At 67.2% G+C, this 22,540-nt stretch carries 25 protein-coding genes; 14 read left to right on the forward strand and 11 right to left on the reverse strand.

The window, feature by feature from the left end; translation table 11 throughout:
* Positions 1-108: 108 nt before the first annotated feature.
* Positions 109-636: a tetratricopeptide repeat protein gene (locus IAI54_RS09985; protein WP_187972196.1), complete on the reverse strand. Its 528-nt coding sequence runs from the start codon at positions 634-636 to the stop codon at positions 109-111.
* A 101-nt stretch (positions 637-737) separates the two neighbouring features.
* A complete protein-coding gene (locus IAI54_RS09990) occupies positions 738-1,088 on the reverse strand; it encodes a DMT family protein (protein WP_187972197.1) in 351 nt (116 codons plus the stop codon).
* 112 nt (positions 1,089-1,200) lie between these two features.
* On the opposite strand from IAI54_RS09990, the gene IAI54_RS09995 reads away from it, so the two are divergent.
* Together IAI54_RS09995 and IAI54_RS10000 are read left to right on the forward strand one after the other, a co-directional pair.
* Entirely contained in the window at positions 1,201-1,665 is a 465-nt protein-coding gene (locus IAI54_RS09995; protein WP_420838271.1) for a DUF3775 domain-containing protein, read from the forward strand.
* Between the two features lie 198 nt (positions 1,666-1,863).
* Complete coding sequence (locus IAI54_RS10000) at positions 1,864-2,670, forward strand: extensin-like domain-containing protein (protein WP_235679316.1); 807 nt, start codon at positions 1,864-1,866, stop codon at positions 2,668-2,670.
* A gap of 7 nt (positions 2,671-2,677) precedes the next feature.
* Here IAI54_RS10000 and IAI54_RS10005 read toward each other — a convergent pair whose 3' ends face one another.
* Together IAI54_RS10005 and IAI54_RS10010 are read right to left on the reverse strand one after the other, a co-directional pair.
* Positions 2,678-3,544, reverse strand: coding sequence for a DUF1206 domain-containing protein (locus IAI54_RS10005; RefSeq protein ID WP_235679317.1), 867 nt, complete (start codon positions 3,542-3,544; stop codon positions 2,678-2,680).
* A gap of 149 nt (positions 3,545-3,693) precedes the next feature.
* A complete protein-coding gene (locus IAI54_RS10010) occupies positions 3,694-4,293 on the reverse strand; it encodes an NADPH-dependent FMN reductase (protein ID WP_187972199.1) in 600 nt (199 codons plus the stop codon).
* Positions 4,294-4,380: 87 nt separating this feature from the next.
* On the opposite strand from IAI54_RS10010, the gene IAI54_RS10015 reads away from it, so the two are divergent.
* Complete coding sequence (locus IAI54_RS10015) at positions 4,381-4,761, forward strand: winged helix-turn-helix transcriptional regulator (RefSeq protein ID WP_187972200.1); 381 nt, start codon at positions 4,381-4,383, stop codon at positions 4,759-4,761.
* Between the two features lie 104 nt (positions 4,762-4,865).
* Positions 4,866-6,260, forward strand: a complete 1,395-nt coding sequence (locus IAI54_RS10020; RefSeq protein ID WP_187972201.1) for a hypothetical protein — start codon at positions 4,866-4,868, stop codon at positions 6,258-6,260.
* An 11-nt stretch (positions 6,261-6,271) separates the two neighbouring features.
* Here the strand turns inward: IAI54_RS10020 and IAI54_RS10025 are convergent, their stop codons facing one another.
* On the reverse strand, positions 6,272-6,862 hold the full coding sequence (locus tag IAI54_RS10025; RefSeq protein ID WP_210321231.1) for a TetR family transcriptional regulator C-terminal domain-containing protein: 591 nt from the start codon (positions 6,860-6,862) through the stop codon (positions 6,272-6,274).
* 74 nt (positions 6,863-6,936) lie between these two features.
* Here IAI54_RS10025 and IAI54_RS10030 point away from each other — a divergent pair, with 74 nt between their 5' ends.
* A complete protein-coding gene (locus IAI54_RS10030; protein ID WP_187972203.1) occupies positions 6,937-8,031 on the forward strand; it encodes a DUF418 domain-containing protein in 1,095 nt (364 codons plus the stop codon).
* A gap of 32 nt (positions 8,032-8,063) precedes the next feature.
* On the opposite strand, the gene IAI54_RS10035 is transcribed toward IAI54_RS10030, so the two are convergent.
* From IAI54_RS10035 to IAI54_RS10045, 3 genes are read right to left on the reverse strand one after another with little or no spacing between them, the layout of a single operon-like run.
* Positions 8,064-8,447 (reverse strand): VOC family protein, encoded by a 384-nt coding sequence (locus IAI54_RS10035; RefSeq protein WP_187972204.1) that lies wholly within the window; start codon positions 8,445-8,447, stop codon positions 8,064-8,066.
* Positions 8,448-8,475: 28 nt separating this feature from the next.
* Positions 8,476-9,114, reverse strand: coding sequence for an RNA polymerase sigma factor (locus tag IAI54_RS10040; RefSeq protein WP_187972205.1), 639 nt, complete (start codon positions 9,112-9,114; stop codon positions 8,476-8,478).
* 4 nt (positions 9,115-9,118) lie between these two features.
* The gene (locus IAI54_RS10045; protein ID WP_187972206.1) at positions 9,119-9,526 is read right to left on the reverse strand and encodes an acyl-CoA thioesterase; all 408 of its coding nucleotides are present in this window, start codon (positions 9,524-9,526) and stop codon (positions 9,119-9,121) included.
* A gap of 190 nt (positions 9,527-9,716) precedes the next feature.
* On the opposite strand from IAI54_RS10045, the gene IAI54_RS10050 reads away from it, so the two are divergent.
* The 4 genes from IAI54_RS10050 to IAI54_RS10065 all read left to right on the forward strand — a co-directional run bounded on the left by IAI54_RS10050 (position 9,717) and on the right by IAI54_RS10065 (position 14,867).
* On the forward strand, positions 9,717-11,333 hold the full coding sequence (locus IAI54_RS10050) for a GMC family oxidoreductase (protein ID WP_187972207.1): 1,617 nt from the start codon (positions 9,717-9,719) through the stop codon (positions 11,331-11,333).
* A gap of 333 nt (positions 11,334-11,666) precedes the next feature.
* Positions 11,667-12,095 carry an endonuclease domain-containing protein gene (locus IAI54_RS10055; RefSeq protein WP_187973101.1) on the forward strand — a complete coding sequence of 143 codons (429 nt, stop codon included), beginning with the start codon at positions 11,667-11,669 and terminating at the stop codon, positions 12,093-12,095.
* A 274-nt stretch (positions 12,096-12,369) separates the two neighbouring features.
* Positions 12,370-13,581, forward strand: a complete 1,212-nt coding sequence (locus IAI54_RS10060; RefSeq protein ID WP_187972208.1) for a mandelate racemase/muconate lactonizing enzyme family protein — start codon at positions 12,370-12,372, stop codon at positions 13,579-13,581.
* A 221-nt stretch (positions 13,582-13,802) separates the two neighbouring features.
* The gene (locus tag IAI54_RS10065; RefSeq protein ID WP_187972209.1) at positions 13,803-14,867 is read left to right on the forward strand and encodes an alpha/beta fold hydrolase; all 1,065 of its coding nucleotides are present in this window, start codon (positions 13,803-13,805) and stop codon (positions 14,865-14,867) included.
* A gap of 30 nt (positions 14,868-14,897) precedes the next feature.
* On the opposite strand, the gene IAI54_RS10070 is transcribed toward IAI54_RS10065, so the two are convergent.
* Genes IAI54_RS10070 through IAI54_RS10080 form a run of 3 tightly spaced genes read right to left on the reverse strand, consistent with a single transcriptional unit; the run spans position 14,898 to position 17,878 of the window.
* On the reverse strand, positions 14,898-15,806 hold the full coding sequence (locus IAI54_RS10070) for an NAD-dependent epimerase/dehydratase family protein (protein WP_187972210.1): 909 nt from the start codon (positions 15,804-15,806) through the stop codon (positions 14,898-14,900).
* A gap of 4 nt (positions 15,807-15,810) precedes the next feature.
* A complete protein-coding gene (locus IAI54_RS10075; RefSeq protein ID WP_187972211.1) occupies positions 15,811-16,629 on the reverse strand; it encodes a glycosyltransferase in 819 nt (272 codons plus the stop codon).
* A 28-nt stretch (positions 16,630-16,657) separates the two neighbouring features.
* Positions 16,658-17,878, reverse strand: a complete 1,221-nt coding sequence (locus tag IAI54_RS10080) for an NAD-dependent epimerase/dehydratase family protein (RefSeq protein ID WP_187972212.1) — start codon at positions 17,876-17,878, stop codon at positions 16,658-16,660.
* A gap of 258 nt (positions 17,879-18,136) precedes the next feature.
* Here IAI54_RS10080 and IAI54_RS10085 point away from each other — a divergent pair, with 258 nt between their 5' ends.
* The 5 genes from IAI54_RS10085 (at position 18,137) to IAI54_RS10105 (ending at position 22,495) form a co-directional block, all read left to right on the forward strand.
* Entirely contained in the window at positions 18,137-18,556 is a 420-nt protein-coding gene (locus IAI54_RS10085; RefSeq protein WP_187972213.1) for a hypothetical protein, read from the forward strand.
* 170 nt (positions 18,557-18,726) lie between these two features.
* Positions 18,727-20,466 (forward strand): sensor histidine kinase, encoded by a 1,740-nt coding sequence (locus IAI54_RS10090; RefSeq protein ID WP_187972214.1) that lies wholly within the window; start codon positions 18,727-18,729, stop codon positions 20,464-20,466.
* Positions 20,467-20,785: 319 nt separating this feature from the next.
* The gene (locus IAI54_RS10095) at positions 20,786-21,517 is read left to right on the forward strand and encodes a helix-turn-helix transcriptional regulator (RefSeq protein WP_187972215.1); all 732 of its coding nucleotides are present in this window, start codon (positions 20,786-20,788) and stop codon (positions 21,515-21,517) included.
* 126 nt (positions 21,518-21,643) lie between these two features.
* Entirely contained in the window at positions 21,644-21,901 is a 258-nt protein-coding gene (locus IAI54_RS10100; protein WP_235679318.1) for a SemiSWEET family sugar transporter, read from the forward strand.
* Between the two features lie 84 nt (positions 21,902-21,985).
* Positions 21,986-22,495 carry a SixA phosphatase family protein gene (locus IAI54_RS10105; protein WP_187972217.1) on the forward strand — a complete coding sequence of 170 codons (510 nt, stop codon included), beginning with the start codon at positions 21,986-21,988 and terminating at the stop codon, positions 22,493-22,495.
* Positions 22,496-22,540: the final 45 nt, after the last annotated feature.

Raw genomic sequence — 22,540 nt, forward strand, 5'->3', positions numbered from 1 at the left:
TGCGACCAGGTCCGGTGCCGCCCGCGGGCGGTCCGTCACGGCCTCGGCCCGAAGGCCCGTCCAGACGTCGGGAAGCCGGTCGCCTGCGGCCGGCTTCCCGGAGCGGTCTCAGCCGTTCTGCGCCTCGAAGGCGGCGATGTGCTTCGACAGTTCGGCGAATTCGGCGCTCCGGCGGCCGGCCCGCTTCTCGATCTCCGAAAGCTGCTCGCGCGCGGCGGCGAGATCGCCCATCTGCAGATGCGCCTCGCCCAGATACTCGCGCGTCAGCACGTGGTTCGGGTCGAGACGCAGGGCTTCCTCGTAGTAGCCGAGCGCCACCAGCAGCTTGCCCTGCTTGCGGTAGGAATAGCCGAGCATGTTGAAGACGCCGGGCATCTTCGCATCGTAGGCGAGCCGCAGCGTCGCGATCGCCTCGTCGTAGCGGCCGGCATAGGCGAGCGCCCGTCCGGTTTCGAACAGCGACTGCGGGTCTGCCGCGCTGGTCTTGGGCTCGCACTTCTGCTTGGCGCTGTTGTAGACCTGACCCTTCGGACAGGTGGGCGTGGTGGACTCGCCGCCGGCGGCCGAAACCGGGGCGGACGACAGAGCCAGACCGACGGCGGCCATCGCCGCGCCATGCATGAGAACTTTCAGCATTGCAGGAACCTTCCCTCCGAACCGGGCGCACCGGCGGCCCGCATCCCGGGAAAGCTAGAACAAAGCGGTGCCGGACGCACTCACTTTGACGTGACGGAGGGTCAGGCGCGGAAGATGACCGCTGCGCCACCGGCAATCATGGCGAAGCCGATCAGATGGTTCACCGTGAAGCTCTCCTTGAGGTAGAGCACCGAGAAGGCCGCGAAGACCGTCAGCGTGATCACTTCCTGGATCGTCTTCAGCTCGGCTGCGGAATAGACTTCGTGGCCGAGACGGTTGGCCGGCACGGCGAGCCAGTATTCGAAGAAGGCGATCCCCCAGCTGACCAGCACCACCACCCAGAGCGCCGAGGTCTTGAACTTCAGGTGCCCGTACCAGGCGAAGGTCATGAAGACGTTCGAGGCGACGAGCAGCAGGATGGGGAGGATCTTGGGCGACAGCAGCGCGGCCATGGTGGCATCCGGTCAGTGACGATGCGGCGGAGCTTTCGTCCGCAGGCGACCGGCTGTCAACGTCCGGATGCATCTGCGCGCTCGGTTGCCAGCGCACCATCTTGTCGACAGAATGCGTTCGCGCCGCGAGGCGCGCGGGAGCGAGGAGACAGCCGTGCGGAAGACCGTCGAGAAGAAGTGGGACCTGGCGATCGATCCGGACACGGTGCGCCTGTTCGTCCTCAAGGCGAAGGCGATCAGCGCCGCGGTCAACGACGACTACCAGGACGGCGCCGAGCACGAGGTGGAACTGGAAGACACCCATGCCGGCCACCACCATGACGGGCTGGCCGAGGAAGAGGAGCAGGACCTGACGGCCGAGGAATTGCGCGAACTCATCGCCGACCTCAACGTCGACGAGGCGGCGGATCTCGTCGCGCTGGTCTGGGTGGGCCGCGGCGACTACGACGCCGCCGAATGGGAGGACGCGGTGGCCGCCGCCCGCGAGCGCGCCAACAAGCGCACGGCGACCTACCTGCTCGGCATGCCGATGCTGGCCGACTATCTCGAAGAGGGGCTCGAGGCGCTGGGCGCCTGACGCGTCCGCCAGCCTGACTCGCCGTCTCAGGCGACGCCGGCAATCGCCTGACGGGACTCGGGATTTCGGCCTTGCGGCGCCGTCCGGGTGCCCACGGACCCAGGCCTTCCTTCCGCCACAGGCGTGAACGCAGGCGCAGAGCTTTCCTTTACCCTTGCCGTCTATGGTTGACCGTCTGACGGACGGGAACCGAAGTTCATGCGTATGTCGTTCCTTCGCCCGGCGGGCCGTCGCCCGGCCGCCGCACGCCCCCGGACCTTCGTGGTCTCGGGCCTCCTTCTCTGCGGGCTCGCCATCCTCTCGGCCTGCTCGGTCGCCGACACGCTGCGGCCGGAGGTCGACGTCGGCGTGCGCACCGCCGCCCTGCCCTCCCGCGGACTGCAGGCGCTGGTGCCCTCGAACCCCTACATGTCGGGCTATCCGCGGCTCAACGAACCGCTGTCGACCGAGGCCGTGATGCCTGCCGAGGAGGTGCAGTGCCGGCGCCAGCTGAAGCGGCTCGGCGTGCGCTTCCGCGACATCGCGCCGATCCGCGATTCGGCGTCCTGCGGCATCGACTGGCCGGTGGAGGTGTCGGGCTTTTCGGGCAATGTGGGGATGAAGCCGGCCGCGACGCTGACCTGCGACATGGCGCTGGCCTTCGCGCAATGGACCGAGGACGAACTGGCGCCTGCCGCGCGCTGGCGCTATCTCTCGGGCGTCAAGACCATCCACCAGGGCTCCAGCTATTCCTGCCGCTCGATCGCCGGCACCCGCACGGTCTCCGAGCACGCAAAGGGCAACGCGCTGGACGTGATGCGCATCGAGCTGAAGAACGGCAAGGACATCGACGTGCGCAAACCCGGCTGGTTCGCCTTCCGCGAGAAGGGGCTGCTGAACAACGTCCGTTCCGACGCCTGCGGCTATTTCTCGACGGTGCTGGGACCCGGCTACGATGCCGCCCACAAGGACCATTTCCACTTCGACATCAAGGAACGCAGGAACGGCCACCGGGCCTGCCGATGAGGCGACGTCACATCGCGGCTCTGGCCTTCGCCTGGAGCCGGGCGGCCAGCGTCTCGAGCGTGTCTCCGGCGACTTTCGGAACGATGCGCCAGACCGCGTTGACGAAGCAGAACAGCGCGAAGCCGACGAGGCCGACGCAGACGGCGGCCACCAGGATGCGCCCGTAGGGCTGGCCGGTAAGCCAGGACAGCGCTTCGCGCGTGCCGCCGGCCGCGTTCGGATCGGCCGCCCAGGCGGCATAGAGGATCAGGCCGCCGACGATCGCCACGACCGCGCCATGCGCGAACAGCCCGGCGCGCAACGCGCCGTTCCAATGGGTGGTGAAGTGGTTGGCGACGAGGTGGCGCCGGTAGGTCTGCTTCCAGCCCTTGACGAAGAAATAGCCGGCAGCGCCCAGCACCGCCAGGCCCGCCGCCGCTGCCACCCAGCGGCCGCCCGGCCACTGCATCAGTGCCGACAGCGCGCTGCGCAGCGACGACCCGTCGGAGCCGTCGCCCGAGCCGCCGCCGGCAAACAGCAGCGAGAAGGCGATGCCCGCGATGGACAGGTGGAACAGCCCCGTCAGGGCGATGGCGACGCGCGCGGCAATGCCCTTCGCATCGCCGCCATGGTCGTCGAGATCGAAGATCGCATCGAGCACGCGCCAGGCGGCATAGGCCAGCATCCCGATGAAGATCAGCGCGAGCACGATGCCGCCGCCGGTGGTGTTCTCGAGGTCGGCCAGCGCCGACGACGTCCCTTCCGCCCGGCCGCCGCGCCAGATCGCATAGAGGGAGAAGCCGGCAACCGTGAGATAGACGAGGCCGCGCCCGGCATAGCCCATCCGCATCACCGGTACGGCCCAGGACAGGTCGGGGTTCGGCAGGCTGGACATCGGCGCTCTCCTTCGCTGCGGGGAGAACAGCCGGGTCCGGGCTTGGTTCCGGCGGTGCAGGCATCGCCGGACCATCGTGCCGTCCCGGCCACGCCGGCCGGCCGCAGCAGACGACGCGACGGGGGCCGCCGCGCCGGCCGGACGGCCCGTCAGGCGGCCTTCGCCTGCGCCGCGTCGGCGTCGCGCGCGGCCTTCAGCGCCTTCGCCCACCAGGCGAACTGGTCGAGCATGGCCTTGGCGCCGTCTTCGAGATGCGGGATCTCGCCGAGCTTCGCCTGCCCCTGCATCAGCGCCACGAAATCGGCCATCAGAATGTGCACGCCCGCGCGGATCGGCGCCATCTGCAGTTCGACGGCATGCAGCCTGAGCTGCTCGATCGCCCGCGCGGCACCGACGCCGCCGTAGCCGACGAAGGCGGCCGGCTTGCCGTTCCACTCGTTGTAGGCGTAGTCGAGCGCGTTCTTCAGCACCGCGGTCGGGCCGCGATTGTATTCGGCGGCGGTGAAGATGTAGCCGTCGAGCGAGGCCACCTTCTTCTGCCAGGCCTGCGCCACCTCGCCCTTCAGCGGCCCCCAGGCCGGCGAGCGGTCCTCCTCGTAGAAGGGCAGCGGATAGTCGCGCAGGTCGACCATCTCGACCTCGAAATCGCCGCGCGCGGCCGCGAGGTCGAAGATCCACTGCGCCGGCTTGTCGGCGAAGCGCGCCGGGCGCGTCGAGCCGATCACTATTCCAATCCGCGGTCTGGACATGCTAGTCTCCTTTGGGAACGATAAGAGGTATCGAATGGATACCGAGGCTATCTAGGAGACCGGGCGGATCGTCCGCAAGGAGGCACTTTGGCGACACCGAGGCACCTGCACGAAACCGCCGACTGCCGTGCGGTGAGCGCCGTGCTGCAGCGCGTCGGCGACAAGTGGACCGTGCTGGTGGTGAGCCGCCTCGGCGCCGGCCCGATGCGCTTCAACGAACTGCGCTCGGCCGTCGGCGGCATCTCGCAGAAGATGCTGACCACCACGCTGCGCGCGCTGGAACGCGACGGCTTCGTCACCCGCACCGTCTTCCCCACCATACCCCCGCGCGTGGACTACGAACTCACCGATCTGGGGCGCGAACTGCTGGTGCCCGTGCAGGCGCTGGGCGACTGGGCGCTGAAGAACATGGCGCGGGTGGAGGCAGCGCGGGTCAGATTCGATTCTGAAATGCCGCCGTTTAAATGAAAATATAAGCATATAATTGTTTTATAATAGCCTACCATTTTATTGCCCGTTGAAAGCAAAACAAAGACATACTATTTTATAATAGCGCCAGCTGGAGGTAAATCATGACGATTAAGAGATTTAGTACTTGGAAGTATTTTATACGAGTTTTTTCTAAAGAAAGAGATGTAATTGATCATTTAAAAGATAGATCAGAATACTATTCATCTAAAGTGGATGAGGATTACTATAATTTTTCTTTCCTTGACGCAGATATACCTGAGAATGTGAGAGAAACAATTTACGACAAAAGGTCTAAAATAGAGAAATATTCCAGACGAGCTGTTGTAAAGACCGCCGTCGTCTTGGGATCCGCTACCGCAGGAGGATTCCTGTATCCATATGTATATGAGAATATTAGTGACTGGAAAGATTCTATCGACGTAAGACATGAGTTTTTGGAGGAGTTATCGCGGAAAAGAAAATTTAGATCTGCTCTAGAGAGTAGCGTCAATGATCCTCACATCTCAACAGCTGAACAACGACTATTGAAAATCATTCTAGCATTTGATCATGGCCGGATGCTGGCAGATTCGGAGATAGAATTTCTTCGTAAGATTATGTCTTTTCAAGAAGACAAGAAAGTTTCATTCTTTATGGCACATTTGATTTCCGGCGAATATACCCGTCGTGGAGATCCTTTTGCAGCAAGTTCTGCGTATTCAGGATTTGGTGATGATAATGTTCCAGACAGTATGGCTATAAATTATGCATTGCAGCGTTACTCGATCGGTTTCACTTCGCTTTCACGCGAAAAGTTTTCTGGACCATTCGCGGAGTGGGGTTTGGCCGCAGAACTAAATCGACTCAGACGCCAAGTTCTACCATACTCTCATTACGAAGTACCCGACTTCGAAGCTGGAGGAGGAACTCTGGTTTCAACTGGACTGCATGACAAAGATACGCCGTTCATTCACGCATGGGTACACCATCTAATTGCTTTAGCTGCTGATGCTAAAAATACCGCATCTCGCTATGAAATTTGGGATGCTCTTTTAAGCTTGTTTAGGGCCACGGCAAATTGTGAGAAACAGTTCGGGGCAAACGTTCTTCGCCCTGTCCTCAACGGAATACTAACAGCCGCCATACAAGCAAACACATTCGGAGATCGTTTTTATCGAGATATATTTATCGAGTTCCTTATCGGAAAAAAGAATCTATCGGACAATTCCTCATATCTTTTAGAGTACAGAAAACGAATTGCTGAAAAAGACCATATGGCAATGCTTAGCGCTTTGTTTGTCGAAACTCTGTTTCTGCACGGCGACGGGCCTAGGTGGCTAGATGAAAATCATGTAAAGATAGATCTTACGAACATTGATGTATTCAGTGTTCCAAATAGCGCGGTACAAAAAGGGATAGAGAACGCAAGAAAGTTAAAGGGAATATACTATGAACACGAAGAGACATTCAATATAAATGCGACCGCTCCGCTATGTTTTAGAATATACTTGGTTTGATTTCTACAGGTTCAATCTTCGCCGTGTATATTATAACGGCTGAGCGCCGTCTCCTGCCGAAAAGCCGTCCGCAGGAGGTCGCTTGCGGCGGCGGCATCGAGTTCCGGGTCGTCCGCCAGGAGAAGGCCGGCGAGCCCGTCGCGCATGGCTTCCAGCCGCAGCGCGGTGGCGCGAGGCGACGTCAGCATCCACTCGCCTTGCTCGACGCCCTCTCCAAGGATCGCCGTGAGCCGGTTGCGAAGACCGGTCCGTGCGGAGGCGACCGCCAGCGCCATGGGGGGGTCCTGGACGGCCAGCCCCTCCGCCTCGATCCACAGCCGCCACAGCGGGCGCGCCGCCTCCGCGAAGCTCTCTGCGAAGAAGCGTTCCAGCGCCTCGGTCGGACCCTCCCCGTCGCGGCGCATGTCCGCGGCGACCCCGTCGAAGATCCTCGTCCATGCCGCGGCGCGCAAGTCCGGCCAGCGGAAATAGTGGTTGAGCAGCCCCGTGCCCACGCCGGCGCGCTCGGTGACGGCGCGCGTCTGAGCCGACAGGAGGCCGTCGTCGAGGAGCAAGTCGACGGTGGCGGAAACAATCCGGTCGCGTTTGCTGACGCTGCTCACTGCGTACCTCCCTTGACGGATTGAGCAATCGCTCAATATATTGAGCATATGCTCAATCCACAGAGGTAGCGCTGATGAAGCCGGACCGCAACCCAGCCGTCGATCTCGTGCGCGCGGCGGCGCTGATCGGCATCGCCGTCGTCAACCTGCCCTTCATGGCCCTGCCGTCCCAGGCCCTCCTCACACTGCCCGAGGCCTGGCCGGACCGGCTGGCCGTGCAAGGAACCGAACTCCTGTTCCAGGCGAAATTCTTCCTCCTGTTCTCCTTCGTCTTCGGCTGGGGGCTGGAGATCCAGAGCCTGCAGGCACGCCGCGCAGGCGCATCCTTCGCACGGCGCTACTCGCGGCGGCTGGGAATGCTCGCCTTGTTCGGCATCCTGCACGCGCTGCTCGTCTTCACCGGCGACATCCTGCTGCTCTATGCGGTGCTGGGCCTGATCGCCTGGGCTCTGAAAGGCGCATCCGTGCGGGGACTGCTCGGCATGGCGATGGCTCTCGTGCCCGTCGCTGCGGCCTGTCTGGCCGTGATCGTGGTCGTTCTCGCCGACGCGCCCCTGCCGCCCGACCATCCCGGCCTCGGCGGGAGCTACGTCGAGACCGTGCTCGCGCGGTGGCGCGACTGGCCACCGGTCTTCGTGTTTCTCGTGCTGTTTCAGGGACATCTGGCGCTGGCGGCCTTCCTCGTCGGCATGGCGGCGGCACGGACCGGGTTCTTCGAGGAAGGCAACGCCGCGGCCGCGCGGCTGGCGCGCGCGGTGCCGTTTCTCCTGGCAGCCGGCCTCATCGTGAACCTCGTCTATGTCGGCGCCGGCCGATCCGAGGCTTTGCCTGTGGCGATGGCTGGCCTCGCCAGCCTGGCCCTCGGCGGTCCGCTGCTGGCGGCCGCCTATCTCGGCCTGATCCTTCGCGTCGCGAGGACCGTCCGCATGCCCGCCTTCGTCGTCGTGGCCGGGCGCAACACGCTGACCTGCTACGTCCTGCAGGGCGTGCTGGCCGGACTGGTGCTCGGCGGCTACGGGCTCGGCCTGTTCGGCGACCTCGGACAGATGACCATCCTGGCGCTGTCGGTGGCCATCGCGCTTCTGTCCATGGCGCTGGTGGCGGCCTGGGCGCAGCGCTTTGGCCAGGGGCCGCTGGAATGGCTGCTGCGCCGCGTCACCCTCGCCTGATCGGTCGCGTGCACCGGGTCACCGTTCGACCGTCACCCTCGCTTCCGCGGCTTCTCCACCACCTGATACAGCGACAGCACGTGCCCGTCCGGGTCGGCATAGTCGCCGGACCAGCCGCCGGGGGCGTGGCTGACGGGGGTGACGATGGTGGCGCCGTGGTCGACCAGGGCTGCGGCGACGTCGTCGATGCCGCCGTCTTCGAGGGTGAAGACGATGATCGGCGAATCGCCCGGGCGGGCCTCGCGGACGAAGAAGATCAGGTCGATCCCGCCGGCGGTCGACGCGATCAGGAAGGCTTCGTCGCCGTCCTCGACGCGCTGGACGGGGAGGCCGACGACGTCGCGCCAGAAGCGCTCCGTCCGGTCGAGATTGGCGACGTAGTAGCAGATGTTGCCGATGCGGGCCTGTCCGAGCATGGATCCCTCCTTGTGAGTGCAGACGCCCCTAATCGCCGCCGACCGCCGTTTCGTGAGGACGGATGCGAGAAAAATCGAAGGCGATGAGATGGCCGTCGGGATCGTGGCTGGCGAGCGCGGTTCCCGGCCGCCGCGCGATGGGCAGCAGCGCCCGGCGGATCGCGCCGAAGGGCAGCGGCAGCCGCGCCGAAGCCCCCTGCCCCGGCTCGTCGTCGTCGCTTGTGGCGCGATGGGCGCGCCAGCGGGCCTTGAGCGCGCCGATGCGCTGGCGCAGGGCCTCGTCGGCGATGCCGGCGACGTGCCGGATCTCGGCCCGCGTCGCGCCGGCGCCCGCGAGCAGCGCCACGATCCGCAGCGAGGGCGGCAGTGCGGCGACGAAGGCGGCCGGCAGTCCGTCCGCAAGCCCGTCCTCCGGAAACCCGGCGGCGCCGGCGACCTCCACGAACGCCGCCTCGCGCCGCGCCCGGCGGGCCGCGCCCCGGCGCGCGGTGGCGGCGATGTTGCGCATGACGCCGGTGATCCAGGCATCGAGATCGCGGTCGCGTAGCCGTCCGGCGCCGATGGCCACGATCAGCGCGTCCTGCAGCAGGTCGTCGGCATCCTGACCGGCGCGGCAGTGCCGGCGGGCGACCCCGCGCAGACGCTGCAGGCGCGCCGCGTCGAGCATGGCGTCAGCGGGACGCGCCGTCGACCGGCACCGGCGTCGGACGGCCGTCCCGGTCGAGCGCCACCATGATGAAATCGGCGTCCGTCACCTTCTCCATCAGGTCCGACAGATAGCGCTGCGCCCAGGCCTCCACCTTCAGCGTCATCGAGGTTCGGCCGACGCGGGTGACGTGGGTGTAGATGCAGAGCGTGTCGCCGATCTTCATCGCCTTGGCGAAGGACATTTCCTTGACGGCGGCGGTGACGACGCGACCCTTGGCGCGTTCGGCGGCGCGGATGCCGCAGGCCAGGTCCATCTGCGCCATGACCCAGCCGCCGAAGATGTCGCCGGCGGCGTTGGCGTCGGCGGGCATGGCGAGCGTGCGCAAGGTGAGTTCGCCGGTGGGCGCCAGGGTCGGTCCGGTCTCGCTCATGCCGTTGGTCTGCTCCGTTCAGGCTCTCCCGGTGGTAGCGAGCGTCCCCGGCCGCGTCAACGCGCGGGCCAGCCTGGCCGGCCGTCGTTTTTCTCACAGACGGCGGCGCTGTGGGGGCAAGACGGAACGGGCGGCGCGGGTCTAGTCTCCGGGACCGTACGCCAGGGGGACGCGCGCCGGACACGCAGCCATGCAGACAGCAGACTTCATCATCGTCGGCGCAGGCTCGGCCGGTTCGGTGCTCGCCGAGCGCCTGTCGGCATCGGGCCGCTTCTCCGTGCTCGTGCTGGAGGCCGGCGGCAGCGACCGGCGCTTCTACGTCCAGATGCCGCTCGGCTACGGCAAGACCTTCTTCGACCCGGCCGTGAACTGGAACTTCAAGGCCGAACCCGATCCGGGCCTCGCCGGCAACAGCGATCACTGGCCGCGCGGAAAGATCCTCGGCGGGTCGTCGTCGATCAACGCCATGGTCTGGGTGCGCGGCGCGCGCGAGGACTATGACGACTGGCGCGATGCCGGCAATCCCGGCTGGGGCTACGACGACGTCCTTCCCGCATTCAAGGCGCTGGAGGACAACGAGGCCGGCCCGAACGCCTGGCGCGGCCGCGGCGGGCCGCTGCACGTCTCCGACATGCGCGGCAAGGTCCATCCGCTGACGCGGCTCTATCTCGAAGCCGGCCGGCAGGCGGGCCTGCCGCTCAACGAGGATTTCAACGGCAGGAGCCAGGAAGGCGTCGGCGTCTACCAGTTGACGACCCGCGACGGCCGGCGCATGTCGGCCGCCCGCGCCTTCCTGCGCCCGGCGATGAAGCGCGGCAACGTGCGGGTGGAGACCGGCGCGCACGTGACGCGCGTCCTGTTCGAGGGCCGCCGCGCCGTGGGCGTCGAATACGAGAAGGGGGGCCGCACGCTGCAGGCGCGGGCGGGCCGCGAGGTGATCCTCTCGGGCGGCGCGGTGTGCTCGCCGAAGCTGCTCGAATTGTCGGGCGTCGGCGACCCGGCGATCCTGAAACAGCACGGCATCGCGGTCGTTCACGCCAATGCCAATGTCGGCGAGCACCTGCAGGATCATCTCGGCATCAACTACACGTGGAAAGCCAGGCAGAAGACGCTGAACCAGGTGCTGCGCCCCTGGTGGGGCAAGGCGCTGGTCGGCATGCAGTACCTCTTCGCCCGCTCCGGCCCGCTGTCGATGTCGCTGAACCAGGGCGGCGGCTTCTTCCGCACCGATGCCTCGCGGCCGCGCCCCAACGTGCAGCTCTATTTCCAGGTCTTCTCGACCGTGCTGCCGAAGCCCGGCGAGCGGCCGATCCTGTCGCCCGACCCCTGGCCGGGCTTCTCGATCGGCCTGTCCAACTGCCGTCCGGCGAGCCGCGGCGCGATCCACGTCCGCTCCGCCGATCCGAACGATGCGCCGCGGATCGTGCCCAACGCGTTTTCGACGAACAGCGACGTGGCCGAGATGCTCGACGCGGTGAAGTATCTGCGCAAGCTGGCCTCGATGCCGGCGCTGGCCCCGGTGATCGCCGAGGAGGTGCTGCCAGGCCCGTCGGTCCGGTCGGACGAGGACCTCGTCGCCGATTTCCGGAGGCGCTCCGGCACCGTCTACCACCCGGTCTCGACTTGCCGCATGGGGCCGGACGCGGCGACCTCCGTGGTCGACCCGCGGCTGAAGGTGCACGGGCTGGAGGGCCTGCGCGTGATCGACGCCTCGGTGTTCCCGTCGAACGTCTCCGGCAACACGAATGCCGCGGCGATCATGACCGGGTGGAAGGGCGCGGAGATCGTGCTGGAGGACCAGGGGTGATGACTGCGGGATGTCGGAGCCGGCGGCGGAACGTGCCTGCGCGCGCCCGACGGCTGCGGCTTGGACATGCAAGGCAGCACCAGTCATGACCGTCGCATTCCCCCTCACCGTCATGCTTCGCATGCCACCTCTCCCCCACTTCGTGAGGGAGAGGAATCGCCACATACGGAAGGTGCATCCGTCACGAAACAAGCAGAACTGGCGCTTGACGCCGAAGCTGCGTTTCCTCTCCCCCGGGCAGGGGGAGAGGTGGCATGCGAAGCATGACGGTGAGGGGGTGCTTGCGGCGCCCGCAAGAACGGGTGCGGAGATGGCGCCGGGGGATCGCGTGTGATGACGGAAGCGAGCCGCAGCCGGCGTCCGGAGGGAGCGACCACCCGCGCCCGTAGGCTGCGGCGCGGCGGTAACCTCGCCGAAGCTCGCCTGTGGACGGAGCTGAAGGACCGGCGGCTCGCCGGGCACAAGTTCGTCCGCCAGCTGCCGATCGGCCCCTACACTGCCGATTTCGCCTGTCGGAGCGCGCGACTGGTCGTCGAGATCGACGGCAGCCAGCATGTCGACGACGACCGCGACCGGCTTCGCGACGATTTCATGGTTGCCGACGGCTGGTCTGTCCTGCGGATGTGGAATGTCGACGTGCTGAAGAATCTGGCGCCCGTCTGTGAAACGATCCTAGCGGCACTCGACGGACGATTGGACCCGGTCGTTGCCACCGACCTGCGGTATGTGGTGCCGGGAACCACAAGGCAGCGCCAACGATGACCGTCGCAGGCCCCCTCACCGTCATGCTTCGCATGCCACCTCTCCCCCACTTCGTGAGGGAGAGGAACCGCAACTTACGAAGGGTGCATTCGGCACGAAGCGAGCAGAACCGGCTCTCGACGCCGAAGCTGCGTTTCCTCTCCCCCGGGCTGGGGGGGCCGCAGGACGGGCGAGACAGGCGGCTCGCCCCGGCAAGGTGGCATGCGAAGCATGACGGTGAGGGGGTGCTTGCGGCGACTGCGACGCGTCCATTCATTTAACCAGGAGACCCATCATGAAGATCACCGACGTCAGGACCTGGGTCGTGGGCAATCCGCCGCCCGGCATCGGCGGCAAGTATTTCATCTTCGTCCGGCTGACGACCGACGGCGGCGTCACCGGCTACGGCGAGGCCTACAATGCGAGCTTCGGGCCGCATGTGACGGCGAAGATGATCGAGGACATGGCCGAGCGCTACTTCATCGGCCAGGACCCGCACGACGTCGAACTGTTCTTCCGCCGCTGCTACTCGTCGGGCTTCACGCAGCGTCCCGACGCCGCCGTCATGGGCTGCTTCTCGGCGCTGGAGATCGCCTGCTGGGACATCATCGGCAAGGAGGCGGGCAAGCCGGTCTGGAAGCTGCTCGGCGGGCGCGTGCACGAGGCGCTCCGGACCTACACCTATCTCTACCCGCACGAGGGCTCTGTCCACACCGAGGACGTCGGGCCGAAGAACGTCTACAACGATCCCGACATGGCGGCCGAATGCGCCGCCCTCTACGTCGGCCAGGGCTTCACCGCGGTGAAGCTCGACCCGGCCGGCCCCTACACCGCCTTCGACGGCCACCAGCCGCGCCTCGTCGACATCGACCTGTCGGCGCGCATGATGAAGGCGATCCGGGAGGCCGTCGGGACCAGGGCCGACATCCTGTTCGGCACGCACGGCCAGTTCACCGCGTCGGGCGCGCTGCGCATGGCCCGCGCCATCGAGCCCTACGATCCGCTCTGGTTCGAGGAGCCGGTGCCGCCCGACATGCCTGAAGTGATGGCGCAGGTGGCCCGCGGCACCTCGATCCCGATCGCCACCGGCGAGCGGCTGACGACCAAGTTCGAGTTCGCGCGCGTCATCGAACAGCGCGCGGCGACGATCCTGCAGCCCGACCTCGGCCGCTCGGGCGGCATCCTGGAGACCAAGAAGATCGCCGCCATGGCCGAGGCCTTCCACATCCAGGTCGCGCCGCACTGCTATTGCGGGCCGATCGTCGGCGCGGCCAACATCCAGCTTGCCGTCACGCTGCCGAATTTCCTGATCCTCGAGGCACTGAAGCAGTGGGACGGCTTCCACGAGACGCTCCTGAAGAAGAAGATCGTCTGGCAGGACGGCAACGTGATCCCGTCCGAGGAACCGGGCCTCGGCGTCGAGCTCGACGAGGCGGTCTGCGAGGCCCATCCCTACGACGGCAAGGCGCTGCACCTGCAGATGATGCAGACGCCGCTGATGCCGTAGCCGGGCAGAGCGGTCGCAAGCAACAGCCAGGATCGGCGGCGAACCGGCGGCCTTGACGGCTCGCCGGCCGGGGCTGCCCGGTCTTCGAGCGGTCAGCCACGGCACGGCGGCGGGCTCCAGCGGTTCCGCCGCCCCGCCAGCGCGTTGCACATGCTTGCTGCGTTGCCGTTCCGCGCGCGCGTGTTTACGATTGTTAGAAGGACTGCGCGTAAAAAGGGTGCATGTCGCCGTCCCTCCGCAACCTCTTCATGATCGCCCTCGTCGCCGTCGTCGTCACGGCCATCGGCTTTCGCATCCTGGCGTCGAGCCGGGAGAGCTACGGACCCGAGACGGTCGCCGGGCCCGGCGCCACCTTCGCAGACGTGCAGGGGTTGCGGATCCACTACGAGGAATGGGGGCCGAAGGACGGCCGTCCCGTGCTGTTCCTCTCCGGGGCGATGGGCTGGTCGGGCACCTGGCGCGCATTGGCGGAGCCGCTGGCGGCGGCGGGGTATCGGGTGATCGCGCCCGACCTGCCGCCCTTCGGCATGTCGGATCGCCCGTCGGCGGCGCTCTACACGCGGGCGCGCCAGGCGGCGCTGGTGGCGGCCTTTGCCGACGCGATGCGCCTTGAGCGCTTCTCGCTGGTCGGCCACTCCTTCGGCGCGGGTGCGACGGTCGAGACGGCCTTCGCGAACGCCGCCCGGATCGAGCGGCTGGTGCTGATCGGCGGCGCGATCGAACCCGGCCGGGCGACCGGAGGATCGCTGGGCAGGATGCTGCTCGGCATGGAATTCCTGCGGCCGCTCGCGGTCTCTTCCACCTTCACCAACCCTCTGGCGATCAACATCGGCCTGAAGAGCCTGGTCCACGATCCCTCCGTCGTGACGAAGGACCTGAGCGACCTGTACGGCCTGCCCCTCTTCATGCGCGGCACCACCCAGGCCATCGGTGACTGGCTGATGACCGGGTTCTATGCCGACGAGAGCCAGTCGCTCTCGGCCGACCCCGACAACTATCGCAGCTTCATTCAGTCGGTCCTGCTGGTCTGGGGGAAGGAAGACGGCGTCGTTCCGGTCGCGGTCGGCGAGACGCTTCTTCGGCTTTTCCCGGCGGCGCGGCTGGAGGTGCTGGAGGGCGTGAGCCACCTCCCCCATGTCGAGAAGCCGCAGCACGTCGCCGGCCTGATCGCGAATTTCCTCGGCGGCCGCAACGGGCCCGGCCCGGCCGCGGCGCCGCCGGCCCGCCGGCCGCTGCCGCTCGTCTCGGCGGCCGGACTACGCGGCACGGTCGAATCTGCGCGGTAAAGCGCCGGCAGCGACCGCCGGGCCGACGTTTCAGGACCTTGTCGCGCCGCGCACTTCGGGAAGCGCCGCCACCGTCTCCTCGAGCAGTGCCCGTCCGCCCGCCTGCCAGCCGAGGCCGGCGAGGCGCCGGGTCGACATCACGTTGAGTGCGGACGCGTCCGCCGGTTCCGGCAGCGGATGGGGACAGCCGGTCGCGTCCCGCACGATCGCGAGGAGGTCGTGGCGGTCGAGCACGAGGTCGGAGACGTTGAAGAGGCGGTCGGCGAGATCGGCCGCGTCCGCCTGCAGGAGGAGACGGACGGCGGCGGCCAGGTCGCGGCCGTGCACCTCCGTCGCGACCCGCGGCGCGATCGCAGTGCCGGCCAGATAGTCGCCGATCAGACCGGACCATTTGTGCGGCAGGCCGGCCGCAGCCGTGCCGTAGACGCCCGTCGCGCGAAGGCTCACGCCGATGAAGCGGTCGCCGCCCAGCATGTCGAGCGCCCGCTCGGCGGCATGCTTGACCTGGCCGTAGACGGTGTCGGGATGCGCGACCACCGTTTCGTCGAGCACCCGCCCCGGCGCCTGCGTGCCGTAGGCGGCGCGGCTGGACAGGAAGACGACGCGCCGGACGCCAGCGCGCCGGGCCGCCTCGAACAGGGCGATCGAGCCGTCGAGGTTCCTGTGCCGGAACCCGTTCGGATCGTCCCCCTCGCCACCGCGATAGCGCTCCGGCAGGTGATCCAGCGCGGCGTGAACGAACCCGTCCATGCCGTCGAAGACGGCTGTCTGGTCGAGATCGGGATCGAGCGAGCCGGTCACGACGGCGACGCCGCCCGGCAGCGTCCCCGCCGGCGGGGCGGATCGCGCCATGACCCGAACCTCATGGCCGGCAGCCACGAGGTCCCCGACGACGAAACGGCCGACGCGGCCCGTGCCGCCCGATACGATGATCTTCACGCATTCACTCCTTCGCGCCCGCGGGCCCTGGAAGGAGCGCGGGGTCGGGCACCGGCAGGTCGGCGTCGAAGGCCTTCCACAGGTCGATGAGCGGCTTCAGCCGCTCGGCCTTCGAATGTCCGGCTTCCCAGGGTTTCTCGTACTGGTAGTGGATCACTCGAACGGACGACCAGTCCCAGAGTTCCGGAAGGTTGAACCAGACGTATTGCAGCATGTTGTCGAACACCGGCAGGCCGTGCCAGTCGGGGAAGAAGCTTTCGAGGAAGGTCTGGTCCGTGCGGCGCCAGAAGGCACCGGGGGCATCGAGGCGCTCGAGCATGGCCGCGAAGGTCGCCCTAGACGGCTGCGCGACGAAGACGCCGGAGTTCAGCCGGTGGAAGTCCGCGAGGCTCTCGTAGACGTTGGGCGCCGCGGAGAACTCGGGATAGGAGAACAGCCGGTCGATGCTCCGCAGCACGATCGTGTCGGCATCGAGGAAGACCGCCCGTCCGTACTCTTCGAGTTCCCAGAGCCTCAGCTTGGCGAAGTTGTTGAGCGGCGTGTGGAAGGCGGGCTTGCCCCCTTTCGTGAAGGGTGCGTCGGCATGCAGCCTGTCGCGCGCATGCCGCTCGTCGAAGGCATGCGAGGTGGGAAGCAGCCCGGCCGCCACCAGCCGCACGCCGAGCACCTCCAGCGGCGCGAGCGCCGACGGCGGGACGCCGCCGGTGTGGAGCACGACGATGTCGGCGGCGGTGCCGGTCCGTTTCAGCGATCGCACCAGCGCCGCCGCGCCGCGGGCGTAGTCGGCATTGGTGACAAGCGTGACGTAGGCGTGACGCATCATGTGCCTTCGGATGCGGCCGCGGCGCTTCTCACCCGACGCTCTTCAGGCGTTTGCCTTCCGGATCGCGCTCCAGCGTCGGCGCGATGTCGCGGGTCCAGGCCGAGACCGCCGGAATGCGCGAGCGGTCGACGCGGTAGGCGAACTTCTTCGCAACGTCGATGACCTCCGAGAGCAGTCCCGCCTCCAGCGTGATCGGATCCAGTCCAAGAGCCAGGAACTGTTCGTTCTTCACGACGAGGTCGTTCTCCGCCGCCTCCTTGCGCGGATTGGGCAGGTAGGCGACCCGCCCGCCGGCGATCCGTGCCACCATCTCGGCGAGATCGCGCACGCGGTGGGTCTCGGTCATCTGGTTGAAGATCTTGACGCGCTCGCCCCGCTTCGGCGGGCTCTTCAGCGCGATCTCGATGCAACGGACCGAATCCTGGATGTGGATGAAGGCCCGCGTCTGGCCGCCCGTCCCGTGCACCGTCAGCGGATAGCCGATCGCCGCCTGGATCAGGAAGCGGTTGAGCACCGTGCCGTAGTCGCCGTCATAGTCGAAGCGGTTGACGAGCTGCGGGTGCATGCGGGTCTGGTCGGTATGCGTGCCCCAGACGATGCCCTGATGCAGGTCGGTGATGCGCACGCCGTCGTTCCTGGCGTAGAACTGGAACAGCAGCTGATCGAGGCACTTGGTCATGTGGTAGATCGAGCCGGGATTGGCCGGATAGAGAATCTCCTGGCTGACCGTCTCTCCGGCCATGGTCTCGATCCCCACCGGGAGATAGCCTTCCGGAATCGCCGCGCCGACCGTCGAATAGCCGTAGACGCCCATGGTTCCGAGGTGGACGAGGTGCGCGTCAAGGTTGAGCTCGACCATCGCGTTGAGCAGGTTGTGGGTGGCGTTGACGTTGTTGTTGACCGTGTAATTCTTGTGCCGGTCGCTCTTCATCGAATAGGGCGCCGCACGCTGCTCGGCGAAATGGATGATCGCGTCGGGGCGGTTCTCGGCGAGCCAGCGCTTCAGAACCTCGTAGTCCCGCGCGAGGTCGATCAGATGGAAATGGATCCGCCGGCCGGTCTCCTGGTGCCAGATGCGGGTGCGCTCCTGGATCGAATCCATGGGCGTCAGCGACTGGACACCGAGTTCGGTATCGATCCAGCGCCGCGACAGGTTGTCGACGATGTGGATCTCGTGTCCGAGCCCGGACAGGTGCAGGGAGGTCGGCCAGCCGACGAAGCCATCGCCGCCGAGAACTGCAATCTTCATCGAATCGGTTCCTTTCCGTTCATCCCCGCCGCAACCGCTAGCATCCCTTTGTGACAGGAATGGCTGCCGCCGCAAAGCCGCGCCGGCAGGGATCCGCCACCGGTGCCGCGACGTCTCGACCGGCTCCGCTCCGGTTTGCTGCAAATGGGCAACGGACGTGCCGCCATCGCCGGCGGCGCCACAGTTCTTCCCGCTTTCGAGCCAATTGCAGCCTCTATCGCTCTCTATGCGGGAGAAGGAGGATCCGAGGACCTGACGATGCTGAAACCTGCTCTGATCGCGCTGACGATGATGGGATGCGACTGCGACGAGCACCTCTGCGTGCCGATCGACGCGCCGGTCCGGCACTTCGCCACCATCGGCGAGTGCGAGGCCGCGCTGGCGACGGCCGTGGAGTCGGAAACCGGCCGCCTCTATCCCCTCCTCAAGGCGCAGTGCGAACGCCAGGACGACGCCGACCTGCTCGTCGCGGAGGCGCCGCGAGAGACCGCGGGCGACGCGGGGCGCGACGAAGGCCGCGGCGTTCTCGGCAACGGCTTCGCCTATGCCGGCCGCACCGGCGAGTATCTCGTCTATCGCACGGCCGACGGAGTCGTCGCCGTCCGGGACGGCCTCGGCTGGGCCATCGACCGCGTCCAGGGCGGCGCCGCCCGCGCGCTCGCGCTGCTGGCGCGCTGACCCGGGTCCTGCCCCGCCGGCCGGACCCTGCTTCCGCTGGGTCCACGCCGCTTCCATTGCATCCATGGGTCGAGGGCGGCATAAAGTCATCCGGGAGGTCGTCCGGCGCGTCGGCGGCCTCGACACGGGGAAACGTCCGGCGTGGCCGGACGGCGGAGAGGAACCGATCGTTGCGGCTATCGCGCCATCTGGCACGGCTCACGTCGGCGCCCAGGACGCTGCGGTTTCACCTGATCGCCTTCGCGGCGATCCTGGTGCTGCCGCTCTTCGTCATCGCCGCGCTGGCCGTGAGCTGGTTCGCGCAGGCCGAACTCTCGGCCAACGAAGCCCGTCTGCAGCGGCTGGCCCAGGACATTTCCGCTTCCGTCGACCGCGACGTCATCGGCTGGCTGACCGTTCTCGACACGCTCGCGACCTCCGAGCTTCTGCGCGCGGGCGACCTCGCCGGCTTCCACGCGCGCGCCAGGGCGGCGCTTCGCAACCGCGACGTCCACGTCATTCTCGTCGACCGCGATCACCGGCAGCTCCTCAATACGCGTGTTCCCTTTGGGACGCCGCTGCCGGGAGTGGGCGAACCCGACGGCATCGAGTCGGTCTTCCGCACCGGCCGGCCCTACGTCTCGGACGTCTTCACCGGAAAGGTCTCCGGCGAGACGGTCGTCAACGTCGAGATTCCGGTCTTCTCCGAGGGACGGGTGGAGCAGATCCTGCTGATAACCTTCTCGCCGAAGCGAATCGGCGACATCATCGCCAAGGAGCAGCTCGTCAGGGGCTGGACCGTCAGCGTCACCGACCGGAAGGGCAACGTGCTGGCGCAGAGGCTGGACGGCACGGAGATCGCCGTGCCCAGGTCCATCGAAGACCTGCCCAACGACGGATCCGGCATCATCGAACGGTCCGGGGCCGACGCGACCGAATGGGTGGAGGGTTACCGCTGGTCGCCGACGACGGGCTGGCGGACCTCCGTGCGCGTGCCGCGGTCGCTGCTCGACGCGCCGTTCTGGAACAGCATGACCGGTCTCGGCGCGCTGGCGCTGCTGGTCGGGCTCGCGAGCACCGCGCTGGCGACCGTCCTGGCCAGCCGGATCTCCCTGTCCATGGTCAAGCTGCGCGTGGCGGCGAGCGACCTCGCGGCCGGCCGCGCCATCGAGGCGGCTCCCCAGCCGATCGCCGAGGCGAACCTCGTGGTCGATGCGATCCGTCAGGCCGCCAACATCATCAGTGACCGCACGCAGGCGCTGGAGGCCAGTGAGGAGCAGTCGCGCCGGCAGGTCGACGAGATCAGGCTTCTGATGGGCGAGCTCGCCCATCGCAACAAGAACGTCATGGCCGTCCTGCAGTCGATCGCGCGGCAGATTCTGCGTCGCAGCACCTCGCTTCAGGATTTCCAGGAGAGCTTCGACGCCCGCATCGCCGCGCTCGTCCGCTCCAACGATCTGCTCTTCGGCGCGGCCGGTACCAGCGGCAGCCTGCGCGAGCTGGTGCGTCGCCAGCTCGCCCCCTTCGTCGACACGGATTCCGATCGCGTCGAGATCGACGGCGAGGAGGTCTGGCTGAAGACGGGCGCGGTGCAGAGCCTCGGGCTTGCCCTGCACGAACTCGCCACGAACGCCACCAAGTACGGGGCGCTGAGCGGATCCGAGGGCATGGTGGCGGTGCGGTGGCAGCGGGTCGGCACCACCGGGATCCATCTGTCCTGGCTGGAACGCGGCGGACCCGCGGTCGCCGAACCCACCCGTTCGGGCTTCGGACAGGTGGTGATCGAGAGGCTGACCGCGCAGAACCTTTCCGGCACCGTCGACTACACGTTCGAGCCGGCCGGCGTCGCCTGGACGCTGCGCGCACCGGACGTCCTGCTCGATGCCGCCGAAGCCGGGAGCACCCGGACGCCCGCCCACGCGGAAGGCTGACGGCGGGCGGACGCCGGATCGGTCGCCGGCCTAACCGGCAGCGGCGACGCGACGTCGCGTCACGGCGACGGCCGGGCGAGACCAAGAGGAGGACCTTCCGGAAAGAAAAGGTGGGCGGGCCGGAAGAATTCCGCCGACGCAGGCGTCGACGGCCGGCTTCCGACAGCATCCTCCAGGGCACCGGCTCCATGTTTTCGCATGGTTGCAATGCAGCATTGCCTCTTCGCGGAGAGAACCTTCTCCTGTATTGGCGCGTTGCTTCCGTCATGGACGAAGATGAAGCGCTCCCCCTGCGATGCAGACCCCCTGGAGGGCAAAGATGATGATGTCGGCGACCTGCGCCGCGACACCGCTCCGCGGCGTCTTGCTCGATGATCTGGACGGCCTCCGGACACTCGGAGAAGCGCATGATTTCCTCTGCCTGCTCGCGCGGAACCACGGCTTCCTTCATCACGCCGTCCTGCGCTTCGATCCCGAGCCGCAGGGCAGGCCGACGCGCCAGATCGCCCTGACGAGCTTTCCGCGCGAGATCGTCATGGCCTACGAACGCGCGATCCTGGCGAGCGGCAGCCGCTCCATGGCCGCCGCCCGCGCGGCGGCCCGCCCCTTCGCGTGGGACGGGCACATCCCCCCGCCGCGCGGGCTCGACCACCCCCGCGCCGTGCTCGCCGGGGCGGGCGTACGGATGGGCGTGACGCTGCCGGTCGCCGGCCGGGGCGGCGATCGCGGCGTGGTCATGTTCGGCGGCGACAGGCCCCTCCTTCCGCTCGCCGAAACGGCGCTGCTCAGCCTCTTCGCCCACGGCCTTTTCGACCGCATCGTCACGATCCAGAACGAGGAGCGCCATACCGGAGACTTCCGGCTGACGCTGCGCGAACGGCAGTGCCTGATGTGGACCAGTGCGGGCAAGACGGCGGCCGAAATCGCCGGAATCCTGGAACTGTCCGAGCAGATGGTGGAGCACCACGTGGGATGCTGCGTCGACAAGCTCGGCGCGGCAAACCGCACGCAGGCGGTCGCAAAGGCGATCCGGCTGCGCGTCATCGACTGACGGCAGGAACGGCGGCTTCTCCCCGGCGCCGGACGGCGCGACGAAATGCCGGCCGCACCACCTTCCGGCGCCCACCGCAAAGGGTGTATTGCGGTGCGACAAATCTCTTCTGGAAAGTGTCCCGCCGTGCCTCTCTCCGTCGAACTTCTGGGCGCCGTCGCCGCCGTCATCACCTCGCTGTGCTGGCTGCCGCAGACGCTGAAGATCCTGCGCGAACGGCAGACCGGGGGGATTTCGCTGGCCACCAACGCGGTCTTCGCGTCGGGCGTCTTCCTGTGGCTGATCTACGGGCTGATGATCGGTTCCTGGCCGGTGATCGTCGCCAACGCGGTGACGCTCGCCTTCGTGCTGGCCATCGTCGGCCTCAAGCTTCGCTACGGCTGAGCCCGCCTCTTCCGCCCCTTCGCCGCTTCGGCCACCCTGAGCCCGACCACGAATCACGCGCCCCGGGGACAGGTCGGAGACGGCATGAGGGAATTGCTGCTGCTGAGACATGCCAAGTCGAGCCGCGACGACCCTTCGCTCGCCGATTTCGACCGCCCGCTTTCCGCACGCGGCCGCAGGGACGCGCCCGGGATGGGCGCCCTGGCGGACGCGCGCGGCTGGCGGCCCGACCACGTGATCGCGTCGTCCGCGCGCCGCACGCGCGAGACCTGGGACCTCGCGCGCCCTGCCCTCGGCAACGTCGCGACCCGCTACGACGAGACCCTCTACGACGCTTCGGCGACGGCGATCCTCGCCGCCATCCGAGCGGCGCCGCCCGGTGCGCGGCGGCTTCTCGTGATCGGCCACAATCCAGGCCTGGAAGACCTCGCGGCCATCCTCGCCTCGGACCGGTCCGATGCCGGTGCGCTGGCGCTGCTGCGTGAAAAGTTCCCGACCGGCGCGCTGGCGCGGTTCGTGGTGGAGGCGGAATGGCGCAACCTGGCCGGCGGCGGTGCCCGGCTCACCGACTTCGTCCGGCCGAGGGATCTCTGACGTCGGCGGCACCTCCTGACACCCTCCCGTCAGGAGCACCGGCAG

The organism is Aquibium microcysteis, from assembly GCF_014495845.1.
GTDB classification, from domain to species: domain Bacteria; phylum Pseudomonadota; class Alphaproteobacteria; order Rhizobiales; family Rhizobiaceae; genus Aquibium; species Aquibium microcysteis.